This is a genomic window from Acinetobacter calcoaceticus DSM 30006 = CIP 81.8 (assembly GCF_000368965.1).
In the GTDB taxonomy this organism is placed as follows: Bacteria; Pseudomonadota; Gammaproteobacteria; order Pseudomonadales; family Moraxellaceae; genus Acinetobacter; species Acinetobacter calcoaceticus.
In genome coordinates this window covers 2,209,484-2,228,086 of sequence record NZ_KB849780.1, presented here as the reverse complement: position 1 = coordinate 2,228,086, position 18,603 = coordinate 2,209,484, and the positions used below count along the sequence as shown (strand labels likewise).

The window sequence follows — 18,603 nt, the reverse complement described above, 5'->3', positions numbered from 1 at the left end:
ATTATGCGTTTAAGCAGTTTAAAACTTTCCGGCTTTAAATCTTTTGCAGATAGTACAACTTTAAATTTTAAGGCTAACCGCACAGCAGTGGTTGGTCCAAATGGTTGTGGCAAATCAAATGTAATTGATGCCATTCGTTGGGTGATGGGTGAATCAAATGCTCGTCAACTGCGTGGTGGTAGCATGCAAGATGTTATTTTCACAGGAACTTCCAAACGTAAGCCAGTTGGTGTGGCGAGTGTTGAGCTACGTTTTGATAATACATATGGTAAGTTAGGTGGATCCTATAATGCTTATAATGAGTTAGCTGTTCGTCGTCAGGTCACCCGTGAAGGCAAGTCCGAATATTTCTTAAATGGCACACGTTGTCGCCGTCGTGATATTACCGATATTTTCTTGGGAACAGGGTTGGGACCACGTTCTTATGCGGTGATTGAACAGGGCATGATTAACCGTCTGGTTGATGCCAAGCCTGAAGAAATGCGTATCTTTATTGAAGAGGCAGCGGGTGTTTCACGCTATCAAGCTCGTCGACGCGAAACTTTGCAACATCTTGAGCATACTGAGCAAAACCTTTCACGTTTAGAAGATATTGCCCTAGAGTTAAAATCGCAGCTTAAGACGCTTAAACGTCAATCTGAAGCAGCGGTTCAATATAAAACGTTAGAAGGTCAGATTCGTACGCTTAAAATTGAAATTTTATCTTTTCAGGCAGATAAAAGCGTACGCTTACAAGAAGAATATACAGTTCAAATGAATGAACTGGGCGAAACTTTTAAATTGGTTCGCTCAGAGTTAAGTGCAATTGAACATGATTTAGAAGCAACCAGTGCTTTATTTCAGCGACTCATTCAGCAATCTTCACCACTACAACACGAATGGCAGCAAGCTGAAAAAAAACTATCTGAACTGAAAATGACTCTGGAACAAAAACAGAGTTTATACCAGCAAAACAGTACGACTCTCGTTCAATTAGAACAGCAAAGATTCCAAACTAAAGAACGTTTACAGCTTTCTGAATTGCAACTTGAAACGTTGAATAATCAGTTAGATGAACAAACTGAAGCCTTAACTGCAATTGAGCATACTGCAACGGAAGCTGAACAAAACTTTGCTGATTTACAATCTCAGCAAAAACAAGCGCAACAACAGTTTGAACAAGTAAAAGCTCAGGTTGAAAAACAACAGCAGCAAAAAATGCAGATGTCTGCCCAAATTGAGCAGTTAGGTAAAAATGTTCTAAGAATTGAGCAGCAAAAAGAAACGTTGCAACATCAAGCAAGTCAGATTCAATCGCATGTTCATGAAGATGAGCAGGGTGAGCTTGAGCAACTGCAACAACAGCTTCGTCGGGAAATTGCGACACTTGAGACTGAAATTGAGCAGCTTTCACAGCGTTTAGAGCAGTCTCAACAGCAACATCAGGTAAGCAGAAATCAGCAGCAAACGCTGAAAACAGAAATACAAGTTTTATTATCAGAGCAGAAAAACTTAAGCCAGCTTGTTGCTAAGCAAAGCCCGAAGCAACATCAAGATGCACTACGTTTAATGCAGGCTTTGCAGTTAACAGAGCAAGGCAAACCATATGCGCAGATTGTTGAAAAGTTTTTAGCGAAATGGTTACAAGCTCATATTCTTGAGACCGAACAAACTTTTCAAGAAGGGGTTGCTCGCCAGTTAAAACCTTCAGAGCAAACAAGTCAATTTAAAGGTAATTTAGCTTGTTTAAATGATTGGATTGCATCTCCACAGCTATCAATCTTTTCGAATGTAGCGATTGCACAAGATTTGACTTATGCTTTAAAAGAGCAAAAGCAACTGCAACATGGGCAGTCTATTTTGACTTTAGATGGTTATCATGTTGGGCAAGACTGGGTCATTGCCCTTATGTATGATGACGAGAGTCAAAGCGCCCAAGGCATGCTCAGTCATCGCATTCGTCTAGATGAAATTGAACAAGTTCTTGAAAAGCAACAACCCGAATTACAAGCATTAGATCAAATTGTAATTCAGCAAAAAGATGAGCTAGGGCAGTTGCAGTCTGATTTGCAACAGAAACAGCAAGTTGTTAAACAAAAACAAAAAGACTTACAACAGCTTGATGTGCAAATTGCTAAACAGCAAACCGCGGCACAAGCATTTTTACTGCAAAAACAGCAATTGAAAGATCAGTTAGCTCAGTTAGACATGCAACTTGAAGAAGATGCAATGCAAAAAGATGATCTGGAGATTGATTTACATGCGCTAGCAATCAAACTTGAAACCATTTTACCTGACTATAAAACTTTGCAATTTCGGGTAGAAGAGTTAACAGAGCAGCTAGAGGAACAACAACAAGCTCTGCATCAGCAACAACAAGAACGTGAAATTTTGCGTCGTAACAGCACGCAAACAACTCAACAGATAGAGTTGCTTGAAAAAGATATTTCGTTCTTGCAGAGCCAATATCAGCAAATTAATGCTCAAATGGAACAGGCGAAAAAATTTGTTGATCCAATTCAATTGGAGTTGCCAAATCTTCAGTCCGAATTTCAGCAACAATTTGCTCAAACTGAAAAGTTGCAAAAGAACTGGAATGAATGGCAGCTTGAATTAAATAGTGTGCAGGAAAAACAACAAACCCTGACAGATCAGCGTCATCAATATCAACAAAAAGATGAGCAGCTCAGAGAACAACTTGAAGCGAAACGTTTGGCATGGCAAGCAGCTAAGTCAGATCGTGAACATTATCAAGAACAGCTTAAAGAGCTAAATGCCGAGATCAAAAAAGGCTTACAAATCGATTTAACCGAGCACCAGCAAAAACTGGAAAAAGTACAGAAACAGTTTGAAAAAATCGGTGCGGTTAATCTTGCCGCTTCACAAGAGTTTGAAGAAGTTTCCCAGCGTTTTGATGAGTTGAGCCACCAGATTCAAGATCTGGAAAATACGGTAACTCAACTAAAAGATGCGATGAAAAGTATCGATCAGGAAACACGTAAGTTGTTTATGACAACCTTTGATCAGATTAATCAAGAGTTGCAAAATCTGTTTCCAAAGGTCTTTAATGGTGGTGAAGCAAGTTTAAGTCTTGAAGATGACTGGCAATCTGGTGTTAAACTGATGGCTAGACCGCCGGGTAAGAAAAATAGTTCTCTAGCATTACTTTCCGGTGGGGAAAAGGCTTTAACAGCTTTAGCATTAGTATTTGCGATTTTTAGATTGAATCCGGCACCGTTTTGTGTGTTAGATGAAGTGGACGCACCACTTGATGATGCGAATGTTCAGAGATATTGTAATTTGGTAAAAGAGCTTTCTGAACATGTACAATTCATTTACATTACACATAATAAGCTGGCGATGACCATGGCAACTGATTTGTTGGGTGTGACCATGCCTGAACCGGGTACATCAAAATTAGTCACTGTCGATTTAGAACAGGCAAAAGAATACGGGTTAGTTTCGGAGTCATAGAATGGAAATCAATACGATTATTGGCATCGTTGTCGCCATTATTATTATGCTAATTGGCTTAAAAATGATTTTAAAAAAGTCAAACCATGCTGAACCCTCATTAGACAGTGATTTGCATATTAATCCTGATAGTAATCAGCCGGTTATACCTAGGCATGTGAGAGATCAGCTTGAGCAAGCTGAAGCTGAGGGTGTATCGGCGACTAGCGCAGAGCGAGTAGAGCCGACTTTAAATGCGGCGTCACAAATCAGTGAAACAAAACAAACAGAAACTTTGGCTGTAAAACCTACTAAATCAATTTCGGCCGAACAAATTCAACCAGTTGTTGAAACTTCTTCTGCAGATGAAATTAAATCTGAAGAAACTGTAAAAAGCTCTACCATTAATACAGATAGTTCAGTTGAGTTGGTTGATACGGTTTCTGTTAAATCAGAAGAAAGCTTGGAACCAGAAAGCGAAAAGGCTGAGCCTGAGTTGAGTTTGAACCCAAATATTGAAACTGCCGAAATTGCTGAATTTGAAGGTGAGAGTAATATTCTGGATGTGCATTTGCATGAACAGCAACGCTATGATGATGAAAGTGCATTAGCGATGGCTGAACAGATTATTGCATTAAATGTCTATCCCAACCCTCGTCGCGCGTTGTCTGGCGATAAAGCACTTAAAGTGCTGCTGAAATACGGTTTACGTTATGGCGAAATGTCATGTTTCCATCGCTATGAAAATACTGATGAGCCGAGCGTACTTATGTTTTCAGTACTGCGTATGACTGACAATGGACCAGCTGGGTTTGATCTTGAAACCTTATCTACTGAACAAGTCCAAGGGTTGGCATTTTTCCTTGCGCTTCCAAACAGTAAAGCTGTAACTGGTTTTGACATGATGGCGAGTATTGCAGGTTTAATTGCTCGTGAAATTGATGGCAAAGTTTATGATGAGAATAATCTTGAATTTACACCACAGTTAAAAGAGCACTGGCGTCATCATGTGATTGATTATCGTCCGGCACAGGCGACTGCCTAGTTTTAATTTTTTACGTTCGTTGCGATAATTGCAACATATCTAGTCGCAGTTCAGGGTGGAGAGATTTCCACCCTTTTTTATGGTGAATAACATAATGGCAACAACTTCCGTGATCGAACAGATGCGTCAGCTTATTCAACTGATTGCAAAGCATAACCATGCATATTATGTGATGGATCAGCCGACAATCTCGGACAGTGAATATGATCATTTATTTCACCAGTTAAAAGCTTTAGAAGAGCAATATCCAGAACAGGTTCAATCAGACTCCCCAACTACAAAGGTAGGCGGACAAGCACTCTCTAAATTTCAAAGTGTGACCCATGTGGTTCCTATGCTTTCTTTGGGGAATGTTTTTAATCAGGAAGACTTGTTTGCTTTTGCACGCCGTGTCGAAGAGCGTTTGCCCAATCAAAAAGTACAATATGAAGTAGAACTAAAACTCGATGGTCTTGCGATTTCGCTTTGGTATGAAAACGGTGTGTTAATACGTGGTGTTACACGTGGTGACGGAGAAACCGGAGAAGACATTACCCAGAACGTTAAAACAATTCGCAACTTGCCTAAAGTGTTACATTCAGATCATTTTGAAATTCCACGACTGCTTGAAGTACGCGGTGAAGTGCTCATGCCAAAGTCTGGCTTTGAAAAACTCAATGCTGATCAAGAAGCAAAAGGCGATAAAACGTTTGCGAACCCACGTAATGCCGCAGCTGGTAGTTTAAGACAGCTCGATCCAAATATTGCTGCTGGCAGACCTTTAGCATTTTATGCGTATGGTATTGCACAGTGCGAACCAAATCATGGCTTAACCACCATGCATGATAGCCTGCAATGGCTAACACAACTTGGATTTGAAATTGCTGAACGTCAATATCTATGTAATTCAATTCAAGAAGTACAACAACGCTACGAGCAAATTCAGCAAGAACGTCCAGATCTACAAGTTGAAATTGATGGAATGGTCGTAAAGGTTGATGATTTAAAACAACAGCAACAACTTGGTTTTTTAAGTCGTGAACCACGTTGGGCGACTGCTTATAAATTCCCTGCACAAGCTGCATTAACTACGGTTGATCAGATTGATTGGCAAGTGGGGCGTACAGGTACTTTGACTCCTGTAGCACGCTTAAACCCTGTATTTGTGGGTGGTGTTACGGTTTCCAATGTGACTTTACACAATATTGGTGAAATCCATCGTCTGGATGTACGTGTTGGCGATACGGTTAGTGTTTATCGTACAGGCGATGTTATTCCTAAAGTAGAAAAAGTTTGGCCAGAATTCCGTTCACCTGACGCTGAAATTGTACATTTACCTGAAAGCTGTCCTGTTTGTGCCTCACCTGTTGTGATGCCTGAAGGGGAAGCTTTAGCGCGTTGTTCTGGTGGTCTTTATTGTGCTGCTCAGCGAATTGAAGCCATTCGTCATTTCGTGTCACGTAAGGCTCTCGATATTGAAGGTTTGGGCGATCGTTGGGTAGAGTCTTTATTACATCTCGATTTGCTCAAAGATGTTGCCGATATCTATCATTTACATGAGCACCGAGAAACTTTACTCGGTATTGAGAAAATGGGCGAGAAGTCGGTACAAAATCTGATTGATGCCATCGAAGCCAGTAAAAAGACAACTCTTGCGCGTTTTATTTATGCTTTAGGAATTCGTGGAGTAGGTGAAACTACCGCCAGAATGTTAGCTAATACTTTCCAAACTTTAGAAGCCCTAAAAGCTGCCGATGTTGAAGCTTTAAAGAAAACACCGGATGTAGGCGATATTACCGCAGAATGGATTGCTGACTTTTTCTTGGCGCCTCATAACATTGAAGTGCTAGATCGTTTAATTGCAGCAGGAATTCATTGGGATGCGCCGACTGCACCAACACGCCAGCCATTAAATGGCGAGAGTTGGGTTCTAACGGGCACATTAGAGCAAATGACCCGTGATCAAGCGACTCAAATGCTACAAGCCTTAGGTGCGCGTGTGAGCGGTAGTGTGTCAAGTAAAACCAAATGTGTTGTTGCTGGTGAAAAAGCAGGTTCAAAATTAGAAAAAGCAGCAAAACTTGGTATTGTCGTTATGAATGAGACTGATTTCTTATCTCTTATGGCGAGCTATGGGCAGACCTTAAGCGAATAAACCTACCGAAATAAGAACCATTGATTTTAGTTACAAATTTATAAATTGATGGTTTATGTCATATTTTAACGCTTGTCTGGGTGTATAAATCGGACAAGCGTTTCTTTTTACAGAGAAAATTTAATTAACTTAAACTGCAAATGCGTATGTTTCTCATTTTAATTTTATAAAAATCATAAACTTAACTATTTTTTACTTTGCAATCATTTTTAAGATTGCCCATAATAGTTCTCATACGATAGGAGATTTATTATGCGTGGCAATCCAGAAGTCATAGACTATTTAAATATGCTCATTGGCGGAGAATTGGCTGCCCGTGATCAATATTTAATCCATTCTCGTATGTATGAAGATTGGGGTTTAAATAAAATTTATGAACGTATTGATCATGAGATGCAAGAAGAAGCTTCTCATGCTGATGCGATCATTCGCCGTGTATTGTTTTTAGGTGCTAAACCAAACATGCACCGTGAAGATATCAATGTCGGTACAGACGTTGTTTCTTGTTTAAAAGCAGATTTAGCACTTGAATATCATGTTCGTGAAAAATTAGCGACAGGTATTAAACTCTGTGAAGAGAAAGGCGATTACATTAGCCGTGATATGTTACGTCAACAATTATCTGATACTGAAGAAGACCATACCTACTGGTTAGAAAAGCAATTACGTTTAATTGAGTTGATTGGCTTACAAAACTATATTCAATCTCAAATTTAATAAAAAACCCAGCTGATGCTGGGTTTTTTATCGCCTGATTTTTAGCTTTAATAAAATAGAAATAAAAAAGTATTTTTCTCAAATTTAATATATTCAAAGCCTTAGTATATAAGGCTTTGGTAGTTACAAAAAAGTCAGAAAAATTGTATCACACCCCCTGTTTTTTTTATGAAATTGGATATAATTTCGCCAACAAAACCCTTGCCTAGAAACTTCATGAGGCAAGGGTTTTTCTATGGAAAATCGGTTGGTATGGATCGCCAATGATTTTATGGTGAGTTCGCGAAATATGTTATTTACCAAACCTGCTGTTCTAGATACAGCTACTCTCTTAAGCGCGCAGCGTCTTGCAACACGACTAAGCTTTTTTAGCTTAGGTTTTGTGACCGCAGCTTGGGCGCCATTGATTCCTTTTGCACAGCAACGTTTAAACCTCAATCATGCTGATTTTGGTTTGCTTTTGCTTTGTATGGGTATCGGCTCAATGATTGCGATGCCTGCGACTGGCGCTTTAGTCAAGCGTTGGGGATGTCGACCATTAATTGCGTTGGCATTGATGCTGTTAATGGTGTTATTACCTAGCCTAACGATGTGGAACAGCATTGTGATGATGGCTGTAGCATTATTTGTGTTTGGGTCGGCAGCAGGCTGTCTTGGAGTAGCTATAAATTTACAGGCAGTCGTTGTTGAAAAACATAGCCTGCGAGCTCTGATGTCTAGCTTCCATGGCATGTGCAGTCTTGGTGGTTTAACTGGGGCTATGCTGGTGACTGCATTATTGGCAGTAGGTCTTTCTCCATTAATGAGTACTTTGTCTGTTGTAATGATTTTGCTCGTCATTGGCGCAGTTGCTATTCCTCCTTGTTTAACGTCTTTTGAACAGGATGAAAAGCCACATCAAGAAGCCGATAAACCTAAAAAACTCTATCGACCTAACGGCATTATTCTACTTATTGGCATGATGTGTTTTATTGCCTTTTTATCAGAAGGTGCGGCAATGGATTGGGGTGGTATTTATTTAACAAGTAAGTATGAACTTAATCCAGCCTTTGCTGGTCTTGCTTATACCTTTTTTGCTCTAAGCATGACGACTGGACGTTTTACGGGCCACATCTTGCTAAAGCAATGGGGTGAAAAAAATGTTGTAACTTATAGTGCCATTGGTGCAGCCATTGGTATGGTTGTTATTGTGACTGCACCCGTATGGCAAGTGGTTGTATTAGGCTATGCACTTTTAGGATTAGGTTGTTCCAATATTGTGCCAGTGATGTTTTCTCGCGTAGGGCGACAAAACGATATGCCTAAAGCAGCGGCACTTTCTTTAGTATCAACGATTGCCTATACAGGTTCATTAAGTGGGCCAGCTTTAATTGGTTTAATTGGTGAATGGACTGGTTTAAGTACAGTTTTAACAGGTGTAGCAGTATTACTATTTATTATTGCTTTACTTAATCGCTTTACACTCGCAAAGGCGAATTAATTTATAAATAATAGAAACAATCTAAAGAACATCGAGAATTTAATTTCTCGATGTTCTTTTATTTAGATTTATAAAACCTGATAGATAGATTGATAATTGTCTTGTAATAAGCGCTGAGGTTTCATCAGTAAAGTTGGTGTTTTTTCCAAATCATCTAAGAAATCGTTTCTCCAATGAGTAAGATCAGATGCTGATAAACCCTCTATCAATTGTTGATAACGATTAATACGCTCAGCTTTAGACATTTCTAAAGCCATTTTTAAAGCATCCATCATTGCCGCTCTGTCTTGCGGATCAACAATCAAGGCTTGAGACATCTGCTCAGCAGCACCAGCATATTTAGATAAAATTAGTACGCCAGGATTCTCTGGATCTTGAGCTGCAATATACTCTTTAGCGACTAGGTTCATACCATCGCGTAGTGAACTAATCCAGCAAATATCAGAGTGACGATAAATATGCATGAGATTATGGTGTTGAACTGGATCATAGTAACAATCTACAGGTCTCCAGTCTTCATGTGCAAACTCTTCATTGATCAATTCCAGCTTGGTCTTAAAACGTTCGTATAAACGTTGATAAACTGCAATATCAGTACGTGATGGTGTTGCAACTTGCAGATGTCGGACTAAGCCATGATATTCAGGATTAGTTTCTAAGAAGGTTGCAAATGCATTAAAACGCTCAAGTAAACCTTTTGAATAATCAATTCGGTCAACCCCAATGATTGTTTTTTGACGAGGAATTTCTTCAAAATTAAACACACAAGGGCTTGGCAAATCTTGTTGCGCTTGTTTTTGAATAAGCTCCGGCTGAACGCCAATCGGGTACGATTTAATTAGTATTTGACGTTTTTTGTAGCTGATACTGTCACGGTGAATTTTCTGAGCTTCAAGTAAACTTAAACATGTTTGCATGCATGCATTTTGATCAATCTGAGTTTGTAAACCAATTACATCATATTGGCTCAAGTCTTGAATTAATTCTCGGGCCACGGGAATTTTGAGCCAGATGTTCAGGCTAGCAAAAGGGATATGTAGAAAGAAACCAATTTTATTTTGCATGTCTAATTCACGACAGTAACGGGCTACACTAAAAAAATGATAATCGTGTATCCAGATGATATCTTCAGGCTGAGCCAGCTGTTTTAACTTTTCAGCGAATAATCGATTGACCTTTTGATAGGTATTATATTCTTGCGAATCATATTCAATAAGATCCTCTCGGTCATGCATCGCCGGCCACAGAATCTTATTTGCAAAACCACAGTAATATTGCGCATATTGTTGATGGGTGAGAGGGCAGGTGATGTAGTCAATTCCCTGAGAATAGGCTTGCTCAAATTCTGGCGCTTCGCTATCGGTAATTTGCTGACCATTCCAGCCTAACCAAATACCATTGCTATCATTCAATGCATCTTGCACAGCTACAGCAAGGCCACCTGCTGAAGCCTTACCAGATGGCATACTTATTCGGTTCGATAATACGATTAATTTAGACATATTTTTTCTCCATTCTGATTCTGGCTATTTTTGACATATAAGTTTTTTATTCTGTTTTGAAATAAAAAAAGAAAATTAGCGACGTCATCGATATCTTTTAATCTATATTTGGCATGTGTTTCACCAGAACCTACTTTAATGGTGAGGCCAGATTGCTGATTAATACAAATAAAACCAGATTCATCTGTTAAATCATCTCCTATAAAAATAGGTAACACTGAGGGTAACTTAAGATGATTTAATATGGTTTGAATTGCTTTACCTTTATCAGCTTGGTGAGGAATTAATTCAACAACAAATTTTCCCTTATTTATTTTTAATTGGGGGTAAAAGGATTTAATCTGTTGCATTATATTAAATGCATGATTTTCTAAGTTAGAATTTTTGCGATAATGTAAAGCAATAGAATATCCTTTATCTTCAATTAATAGTTCAGGATAGTTCTCACAAGATTTTATAATATCTTGTTTTAATTTTTTAAAATTAATACTGCTTAAATCTGGTCGAATATAATTATCTGAACTAAAATAAATATCTAAACCATGTAAACCTGCGATAGGAACTTCAATAGGGTGTAGCAGCTTACCTGCTGTATCTATATCACGACCTGTTACAGCAATAACGGGAATATTTAATTCAATAATTTCTTTTATAATTTCTAATGTGGTTTTTGGAATAAAACTTTGCTCAGGATTAATTTGAAATGGTGCTAATGTTCCATCAATATCTAAAAATAAGCAGTAATTTTTATCTAAGGATAAAGTATTTATAATATCATTGGATGTAACAAAATATGTGTTTTCCTCTCTCCTATCAGATATTGTACTTTGACTGTTCATATTAGCCTTCCCAATATTTTTTGATCAATAATTAATCTTCTAACATTAAAGTGAATTGATGAGTCATTTCTTTTAATAAAAAAACATAAGTATTAACATTAATTACATTGCATAATGGATTTATAGGCGAAGTGTGGAGTATGTTGTTTTTTGATGGGCTTCAATGTTTAGATAATTAAATTTTTGTATATTTCCTATTAATAATGCGCGTTTTATTTATCAATATATTTCAGAATATTAATGGGTTTTAATGTGTGATTTAAAATCAATATTTTAAATTTTAAGGCTGATTTTAAAAGATATTTTCTTGAAATATTAATATATAATTTGCATTAAATGAGCTTTGGGTAAGAATATGAAGTTACAAAATAAAATTTTATTGATTACAGGGTGGGGAGTAGGAATTGAACCTTTAGAATCATTAAAATTGCATTTGCAACAGGAAGGATGTGATGTACAACTTATTAATATATTTGATGTTTTAACTAGCAGCTTCCAAAAACAGCTTAATTTGTTGAATGATGTCGATACTGTAATTGGGTGGTCTTTAGGAGGTCAGTTAGCAGCTCACTTAGTTGATTCTTTTTATAAGAGCACTGGTCTAACTAAAACTTTAATTACACTTGCTTCTAATCCATGTTTTGTTGCTAACACTAATTGGCAGACTGCAATGCCTGCCGATGTATTTAATCACTTTAAGCAATCCTTTTTACAAAACACTGAGGCGACCTTAAAGCGCTTTTGTTATTTAATTACTCAAGGGTCAACACAAGCTAAAAAAGATTGGCTAAACATGCAAAATATAGCAAATCCGCCCCCGTATGAGTTGTTATTACAAGGGTTAGAAATGTTAGAGTATTTAAACTTGGTAGATAACTTAAAAAATTACTCGGGTCCACAGCTTCATTTATTTGCAGAGCAAGATGGTGTCATTCCTTGCAAAATTGAGGAAAAATTTGCACATATCGCGACAGAAAAGATGAAATACAAAGTATTAAGTGAAACTACTCATGCTTTTCCATATCTACAAGTAGAACGAACAATTGAAGAAATCTGCCAATTTTTAACAATTCATCAGCAAAGTTAATCAGCTTTGATTGATATCGCAATTTTCTTTCATTCTTAACAGGTTTAACATGTGTTCAATGAAAGATTTGAACGCTGTAAAAGGGTAAATAGGATGACCGATAATTTTGATTTGGAACATATTTGGCATCCTTATACTTCAATGACCCAACCTTTACCAACATTTAAAGTTAAACGTGCGTATGGCGCGACTATTGAGTTAGATGATGGTAGGACTTTAATTGATGGTATGTCATCTTGGTGGTGTGCAATTCACGGCTATAACCATCCTGAATTGAATCAGGCAGTGACCGATCAATTACAAAACATGTCTCACATCATGTTTGGTGGTTTAACGCATGACCCTGCAATTGAACTTGGAAAAATTCTTTTAAAAATCACCCCGCCAAGTCTCGATAAAATTTTCTATGCAGATTCAGGTTCTGTTGCCGTTGAAGTTGCTTTGAAAATGGCAGTGCAGTTTTGGACCGCTCAAGATAAACCGCAAAAAACAAATTTTATTACAACGCGTTCTGGCTACCATGGGGATACATGGAATGCGATGTCGGTGTGTGATCCAGTTACAGGCATGCATCAGATTTTTGGTACAAGCTTACCAAATCGTCTTTTTGTTGCAGCACCCCAAACCAAATTTCATGAAGAATGGAATCCACAAGATATTGCAGAATTAGAACAAGCGATTCAGCAAAATCATGAGCATCTTGCAGCCTTAATTATTGAGCCGATTGTACAGGGTGCAGGCGGCATGCGTTTTTATCATCCTGAATATCTGCGTCAAGCCAAAGCACTTTGTGAACAATATAATCTGTTATTAATTTTTGACGAAATTGCGACAGGCTTTGGGCGTACCGGTAAGCTCTTTGCGTGGGAACATGCACAGGTCGAGCCGGATATTATGTGCATAGGTAAAGGGCTAACAGGCGGTTATATGACACTCTCTGCTACCTTAACGACGAAGCATGTTGCTGAGACCATCAGTCGGGGTGAGGCTGGCGTATTTATGCATGGTCCAACCTTTATGGCTAACCCACTTGCTTGTGCTGTTGCCTTAAAAAGTACGCAATTATTAATTGAGCAAGATTGGCAAGCCAATATTGAGCGAATTGAACAACAACTTACTCAATACTTAACACCACTCAATCAGATTGATTATGTTGCTGATGTAAGAGTATTGGGGGCAATAGGGGTAGTTGAACTCACTGTTAATGTTGATATGAAAACGTTGCAGCAACAGTTTGTTGATCGTGGAATTTGGATTCGTCCTTTTGGTAAATTGGTGTATGTAATGCCACCTTATGTGATTACAAGTCAGGAATTAAGCTATTTGCTTGAGCAGTTGGTTGAAGTTGTTAAAACCATGCAGGGAGTGCATTGAAATGTCGTTGCTTGATCATTTTGCTATCCAATTAGATGAACTAAAACAACACGGCAATTTCAGACAGTTCACTCAAAATGTACAGCATGAGCGTTTTATTACGATTCAAAATAAAACGATGCTGAACTTGGCTTCAAACGATTATCTTGGCCTAGCTGCGGATGTAAAACTTCGTGAAGAGTTTTTAGAAAATTTTCCAGTCGAACGTAGCTATTTTAGTTCTTCGTCATCACGTTTATTAACGGGTAATTTTGAAGAATATGAACAATTAGAAAATAGCCTAAGCCAAGCATTTGGTGGTCGGGCAGCACTATTATTTAATAGTGGCTACCATATGAATATTGGTATTTTGCCAGCTGTTGCTGATGGGAAAACTTTAATTTTGGCTGATAAGCTGGTTCATGCGAGCATGATCGACGGTATACGTTTATCGGGTGCGCAATATGTACGTTATCGCCATAATGATTTGCAGCACCTAGAGCAACTTTTGCAAAAATATCATGATGATGACAAGATTGAGCGAATCATTGTGGTGACTGAAAGTATTTTTAGTATGGATGGTGATGAAACTGATTTAGCCGCTTTAGTGCAGCTAAAAAAACGCTTTGCCAAAACTATGCTGTATGTTGATGAAGCGCATTCAATTGGTGTGCGTGGCGAACAAGGTTTAGGTTGTGCTGAACAATACAATGTCATTCAAGATATCGATTTTTTAGTGGGGACATTAGGTAAAGCACTAGCAGCAGTGGGGGGATATATTATTTGTCATCCCATTATTAAAGACTATTTAATTAATAAAATGCGTCCGCTTATTTTCAGTACCGCTCAACCACCGATTGTGATGGCTTGGGCAGACTTTATTTTTCAAAAAGTATTAGTTGCTCAATCTCAGCGTGAACATTTAAAAAATATTAGCCAATATCTTCAACAAGCTGTTGTGCAAAAGGGTTATGTAAGTCCATCGACCAGCCATATTATTCCAGTCATTGTGGGAGAAAGTCAGGCTGCTATCGATAAGGCAAAGCAGGTTCAGCAAAGTGGTTTTTATGCCATGCCTGTGCGTCCACCGACCGTACCTAAAAATAGTTCGCGTTTGCGTATTTCTTTAACGTCAATGGTACAGCAACATGAGCTTGAAGAATTGGTGAGTTTTCTGTGAGTCTGAATAAAAACTTGGTTGCCCAGCGTTTTGCCAAAGCAGGGCAAAGCTATTCAGAGCATGCAATTGTTCAAAAACAAATTTGCCAAAATTTAACGGTTTTACTCCAGCAGTTTTGCCCTACAACGATGTCACGTGTCTTTGAAATTGGTTGTGGTTCTGGCAATTTAACTCGTCTTATTGCTGCATCTTTTCAGATTGAAGAGTTAATTTTGAATGACTTGTATGCAGATGTGCAACAGCACTTTAACCATCAAGAAAATCTGAAATGGTTGATTGGTGATATTGAAACTTTAGCGTTTCCGCAGCAGCTCGACATGATAGTTTCTGGTTCGGCTTTACAATGGATGCAAGATTTACCTCTCGTACTTCAACATTGTCATGCTGCTTTAAATGAAAAAGGCTGGTTATGTTTTTCAACTTTTGGGCCAAGAAACTTAATCGAGATTAAAGAATTAACAGGGCAAGGTTTAAGTTATTGGTCTATTGAAAATTGGAACAATGCCTTAACTCAGGCTGGTTTTGAAGTTCTGCATTTGTCTGAGTCAGAAGCCCAACTCTATTTCGATTCGCCTAAAGCTGTATTGCAGCATTTAAAAGCAACAGGGGTGACTGCAACTGCTCAGCATCGTTGGACTAAGCAAACTTTACAACAGTTTTATCAAGATTATGATCGGTTTAAGCATGCTGAGGGGTATTCCTTAACATATCATCCGATCTATTGTATTGCGCGGAGAATTAAGTAAATGAGTGGTCAGATCTATTTTGTGAGTGGGATTGATACCGAAATTGGTAAGACCTACGCGACAGGCTTTTTAGCAAAATTATGGACTGAACAGGGTAAAAAAGTAATTACCCAAAAACTCATTCAGACGGGTAATGCTGATATTTCTGAAGATATTGAAAAGCATCGTGAAATTATGGGGCAGGGTTGGTTTCAAGAAGATCATGAAAAGCTCACCATGCCGGAAATTTTTAGTTATCCTGCTTCGCCTCATCTGGCAACACGCCTAGATAACCGAGAAATTGACTTTCAAAAAATTGAAAATGCAACACAAACACTAGCTGAGCGCTTTGATATTGTTTTACTCGAAGGGGCTGGTGGATTAATGGTGCCATTAACTACAAGTTTACTCACCATCGATTATATTGCTCAGCACCAGTTTCCCGTTATTTTAGTGACATCGGGTCGTTTAGGAAGTATTAACCATACTTTACTTAGTCTTGAAGCGCTCAAGTCTCGTGGTCTGAAATTGCAAGCTTTGGTATATAACTTAAAAGATGAATCAAAAGATCCATTAATTTCTCAAGATACGTCAAATTACTTAAAAGACTATTTAGCAATTCATTTCCCTGAAGCTGAGTGGATTGAGTTGGCAAAAATGAATTAATTTAAATAATGCATAAAAAAACCGCTCTTATAAGAGCGGTTTTTTTATGCATTATTTAATATTTTAGAATTTCTTAGAACCACGGTTAAAACCAGTCGATTTGCGTTGGTTACCCGTATTCACAGGAGCTTCTTTTTCATCATCGCGACGTTGTTGACGCAAGAAACCGCCACGACGAGCTGCCATTGGCTTTTCGGTCATACGGTCAGTACGACGTTTTGCCATACCAAATAAACCTGTGCCTTGACGTGGTTTTAATTCAACTGATTTTGCTAGATTATCGATGTCAGTTTTATCGAGTTCCATCCAGCGGCCAGTACGTAATTCGCGTGGTAAAATAACTGTACCGTAGCGTGTACGCAATAAGCGGCTTACTTTAAGTTCTTGTGATTCAAAAATACGACGAACCTCACGGTTACGACCTTCTTTCACCACTACTTGGTACCAGCGGTTAATACCTTCACCACCAATTTCCGAGAAAGACTCAAATTTAGCTGGGCCATCTTCAAGCTCTACGCCAGTTACCATTTTTTGGCGTATTTTAGGCGTTACTTCACCCATAACTCGAACAGCATATTCACGTTCAATTTCATTTGATGGGTGCATTAAGCGGTTAGCAAGCTCACCATCATTTGTGAACAACAATAAACCAGTACTGTTGATATCTAGACGACCTACCATTACCCAGCGGTCATTCGCAATTTGTGGTAAATGATCAAATACGGTTGGGCGTTTTTCAGGGTCATTACGTGAACAGATTTCGCCCTCTGGCTTATAGTAAATCAATACACGACGACGAATTTCGTCTTCAATTTGAAACTGAACTTTACGGCCATCAATGCGTAATTCATCGCCTGGTTCAATGCGCTCACCCACTTGGGCAACACGGCCGTTCACACTCACGCGTCCTGCGGCAATAACCTCTTCCATATATCGGCGGGAACCTAATCCGATCCGCGCTAATACTTTTTGCAATTTTTCACTCATGACAGCACAACCTTAGACATAATGATCAACAGTCCACCTCTTTATGATTTCGCTGCATTTGCATCGAGGGCCATAAAGGCTTCCTTGGCGTTCTGTAGGGGAGGCAATTGGCCTAGCGAAGCTAGACCAAAAGCATTCAGAAACTGAGGCGTTGTAATTAGCAACGCAGGTCTTCCGGGTAAATCTCTAAAACCGGCTTCTTTAATCCAGTTCCAGTCAAATAGTGTTCTAAGAATCTGACTATTATTAGACACACCACGAATTTGTTCAATATCAGCACGGGTAACCGGTTGATGATAAGCAATGACAGCCAGTGTTTCTAGTAATGAAGGCGACAGTTTTGTTGGTCGCTCTGGCCATATTTGCGCAATAATACTACGATATTTAGATCTTACCTGAAAGCGAAACCCTTGCGCTGTTTCAATCAACTCAATAGATCGGCCATGTTGTAATAGCGCGAGCTGTTGTAAAAGTTGACGAAGCTGTTGTTTATTATACTGATTATTAAATGCTTCTTTTAAACGGGCAATTGAAACGGGCGCTTCACTGGCAAAAATAATTGCTTCAAGTTGTAATAAGACTTCGTGGTGAATGTCAGCTAATGACAAATCACTATTATTTTGTTCAAAGCTCATATTGAAGATCCTTGAATTGCTAAAGGAGCTTCAATACCAGAGGCAATAATTTTAACTCGCTGTTGTCGGGTTAACTCTAAAACAGCCATAAAAGTCACAACCATTCCCATGCGACCTTGCAAAGGATTGAGTAATTCTTTAAAACTTAACACGTCACCAGACTCTAATTTCTCTTCAATATATGCAATGCGTTCTTCGAGTAATACAGGCTCTTGAGCCACGACATGAATAACGGGTTCTGGGCGATTAAACACACAGAACAACGCATCATGTAATGCTGAAATATCATAGCCTTCATAAACAGGAGCGATATGACCTAAGCTTACATTTGCACTGAATGTATCACGCTCAAGAATTGGCATTTGACCTAAACGCTCAGCCGCTTGCTTAATGCGTAGATAGGTTTCAAGTCGATCAATAAGTTCCTGTTTAGGATCTTTTTCAATACTTATAACCGTAGGTTTTGGCAAAAGTAGACGAGATTTCAGGTCAGCCAATAAAGCTGCCATCACCATATAATCAGCAGTCAGCTCAATATTTAACGACTTCATACTATCCATATAGGTTAAATATTGAGTTGCTATAGGTGCAATATCGACTTGAATTAAATCAAAACCGTTTTTTTGAATGAGATAAATTAAAAAATCTAGTGGACCTTCAAACTGTTCGAGCAAAATCTCAAATGCAGCAGGAGGTATATAGAGATCTTCAGGAATTTTGTCATGCCACTCATCTAAAACACGGATGTGTGGAGCGTCTTCCATGGATTGATGAAGTGATTGATTCATTACGATTATAAGCCACGCGAATTTTCAAAAGCA

The 18,603-nt window shown here is 38.5% G+C and carries 15 protein-coding genes; 10 read left to right on the top strand and 5 right to left on the bottom strand.

Going from position 1 to position 18,603, the window contains the following annotated elements; all coding sequences use genetic code 11:
- Positions 1-3: 3 nt before the first annotated feature.
- From smc to F936_RS15375, 5 genes are all read left to right on the top strand, one after another.
- A complete protein-coding gene (gene smc, locus F936_RS15395; protein WP_005048698.1) occupies positions 4-3,453 on the top strand; it encodes a chromosome segregation protein SMC in 3,450 nt (1,149 codons plus the stop codon).
- Between the two features lies 1 nt (position 3,454).
- Positions 3,455-4,477 carry a cell division protein ZipA C-terminal FtsZ-binding domain-containing protein gene (locus F936_RS15390; protein ID WP_005048695.1) on the top strand — a complete coding sequence of 341 codons (1,023 nt, stop codon included), beginning with the start codon at positions 3,455-3,457 and terminating at the stop codon, positions 4,475-4,477.
- A 94-nt stretch (positions 4,478-4,571) separates the two neighbouring features.
- The gene (gene ligA, locus F936_RS15385) at positions 4,572-6,611 is read left to right on the top strand and encodes an NAD-dependent DNA ligase LigA (protein ID WP_005048693.1); all 2,040 of its coding nucleotides are present in this window, start codon (positions 4,572-4,574) and stop codon (positions 6,609-6,611) included.
- A gap of 252 nt (positions 6,612-6,863) precedes the next feature.
- On the top strand, positions 6,864-7,328 hold the full coding sequence (ftn, locus tag F936_RS15380; protein WP_001214863.1) for a heteropolymeric bacterioferritin subunit Ftn: 465 nt from the start codon (positions 6,864-6,866) through the stop codon (positions 7,326-7,328).
- A gap of 289 nt (positions 7,329-7,617) precedes the next feature.
- Positions 7,618-8,808 (top strand): MFS transporter, encoded by a 1,191-nt coding sequence (locus tag F936_RS15375; RefSeq protein WP_080595386.1) that lies wholly within the window; start codon positions 7,618-7,620, stop codon positions 8,806-8,808.
- Between the two features lie 68 nt (positions 8,809-8,876).
- On the opposite strand, the gene F936_RS15370 is transcribed toward F936_RS15375, so the two are convergent.
- Together F936_RS15370 and otsB are read right to left on the bottom strand one after the other, a co-directional pair.
- Positions 8,877-10,310, bottom strand: coding sequence for an alpha,alpha-trehalose-phosphate synthase (UDP-forming) (locus tag F936_RS15370; protein WP_005048686.1), 1,434 nt, complete (start codon positions 10,308-10,310; stop codon positions 8,877-8,879).
- Entirely contained in the window at positions 10,298-11,149 is an 852-nt protein-coding gene (gene otsB, locus F936_RS15365) for a trehalose-phosphatase (RefSeq protein ID WP_005048683.1), read from the bottom strand. Before otsB ends, F936_RS15370 begins: the two co-directional genes overlap by 13 nt.
- A 355-nt stretch (positions 11,150-11,504) precedes the next feature.
- Here otsB and F936_RS15360 point away from each other — a divergent pair, with 355 nt between their 5' ends.
- From F936_RS15360 to bioD, 5 genes are all read left to right on the top strand, one after another.
- Positions 11,505-12,236 (top strand): alpha/beta hydrolase family protein, encoded by a 732-nt coding sequence (locus tag F936_RS15360; RefSeq protein ID WP_005048682.1) that lies wholly within the window; start codon positions 11,505-11,507, stop codon positions 12,234-12,236.
- A 93-nt stretch (positions 12,237-12,329) separates the two neighbouring features.
- Complete coding sequence (bioA, locus tag F936_RS15355; protein ID WP_005048680.1) at positions 12,330-13,610, top strand: adenosylmethionine--8-amino-7-oxononanoate transaminase; 1,281 nt, start codon at positions 12,330-12,332, stop codon at positions 13,608-13,610.
- Between the two features lies 1 nt (position 13,611).
- On the top strand, positions 13,612-14,769 hold the full coding sequence (locus F936_RS15350) for an 8-amino-7-oxononanoate synthase (protein ID WP_005048676.1): 1,158 nt from the start codon (positions 13,612-13,614) through the stop codon (positions 14,767-14,769).
- Positions 14,766-15,515: a malonyl-ACP O-methyltransferase BioC gene (gene bioC / locus F936_RS15345; protein WP_005048674.1), complete on the top strand. Its 750-nt coding sequence runs from the start codon at positions 14,766-14,768 to the stop codon at positions 15,513-15,515. The genes F936_RS15350 and bioC overlap by 4 nt, the downstream gene beginning before the upstream one ends.
- The gene (bioD, locus tag F936_RS15340) at positions 15,516-16,160 is read left to right on the top strand and encodes a dethiobiotin synthase (protein WP_005048672.1); all 645 of its coding nucleotides are present in this window, start codon (positions 15,516-15,518) and stop codon (positions 16,158-16,160) included.
- Between the two features lie 63 nt (positions 16,161-16,223).
- On the opposite strand, the gene rluB is transcribed toward bioD, so the two are convergent.
- Genes rluB through F936_RS15325 form a run of 3 tightly spaced genes read right to left on the bottom strand, consistent with a single transcriptional unit; the run spans position 16,224 to position 18,570 of the window.
- Complete coding sequence (gene rluB / locus F936_RS15335; protein WP_003653361.1) at positions 16,224-17,147, bottom strand: 23S rRNA pseudouridine(2605) synthase RluB; 924 nt, start codon at positions 17,145-17,147, stop codon at positions 16,224-16,226.
- Positions 17,148-17,188: 41 nt separating this feature from the next.
- Complete coding sequence (gene scpB / locus F936_RS15330) at positions 17,189-17,782, bottom strand: SMC-Scp complex subunit ScpB (RefSeq protein WP_003653359.1); 594 nt, start codon at positions 17,780-17,782, stop codon at positions 17,189-17,191.
- Positions 17,779-18,570, bottom strand: coding sequence for a segregation and condensation protein A (locus F936_RS15325; RefSeq protein WP_016802315.1), 792 nt, complete (start codon positions 18,568-18,570; stop codon positions 17,779-17,781). The genes scpB and F936_RS15325 overlap by 4 nt, the downstream gene beginning before the upstream one ends.
- Positions 18,571-18,603 lie beyond the last annotated feature (33 nt).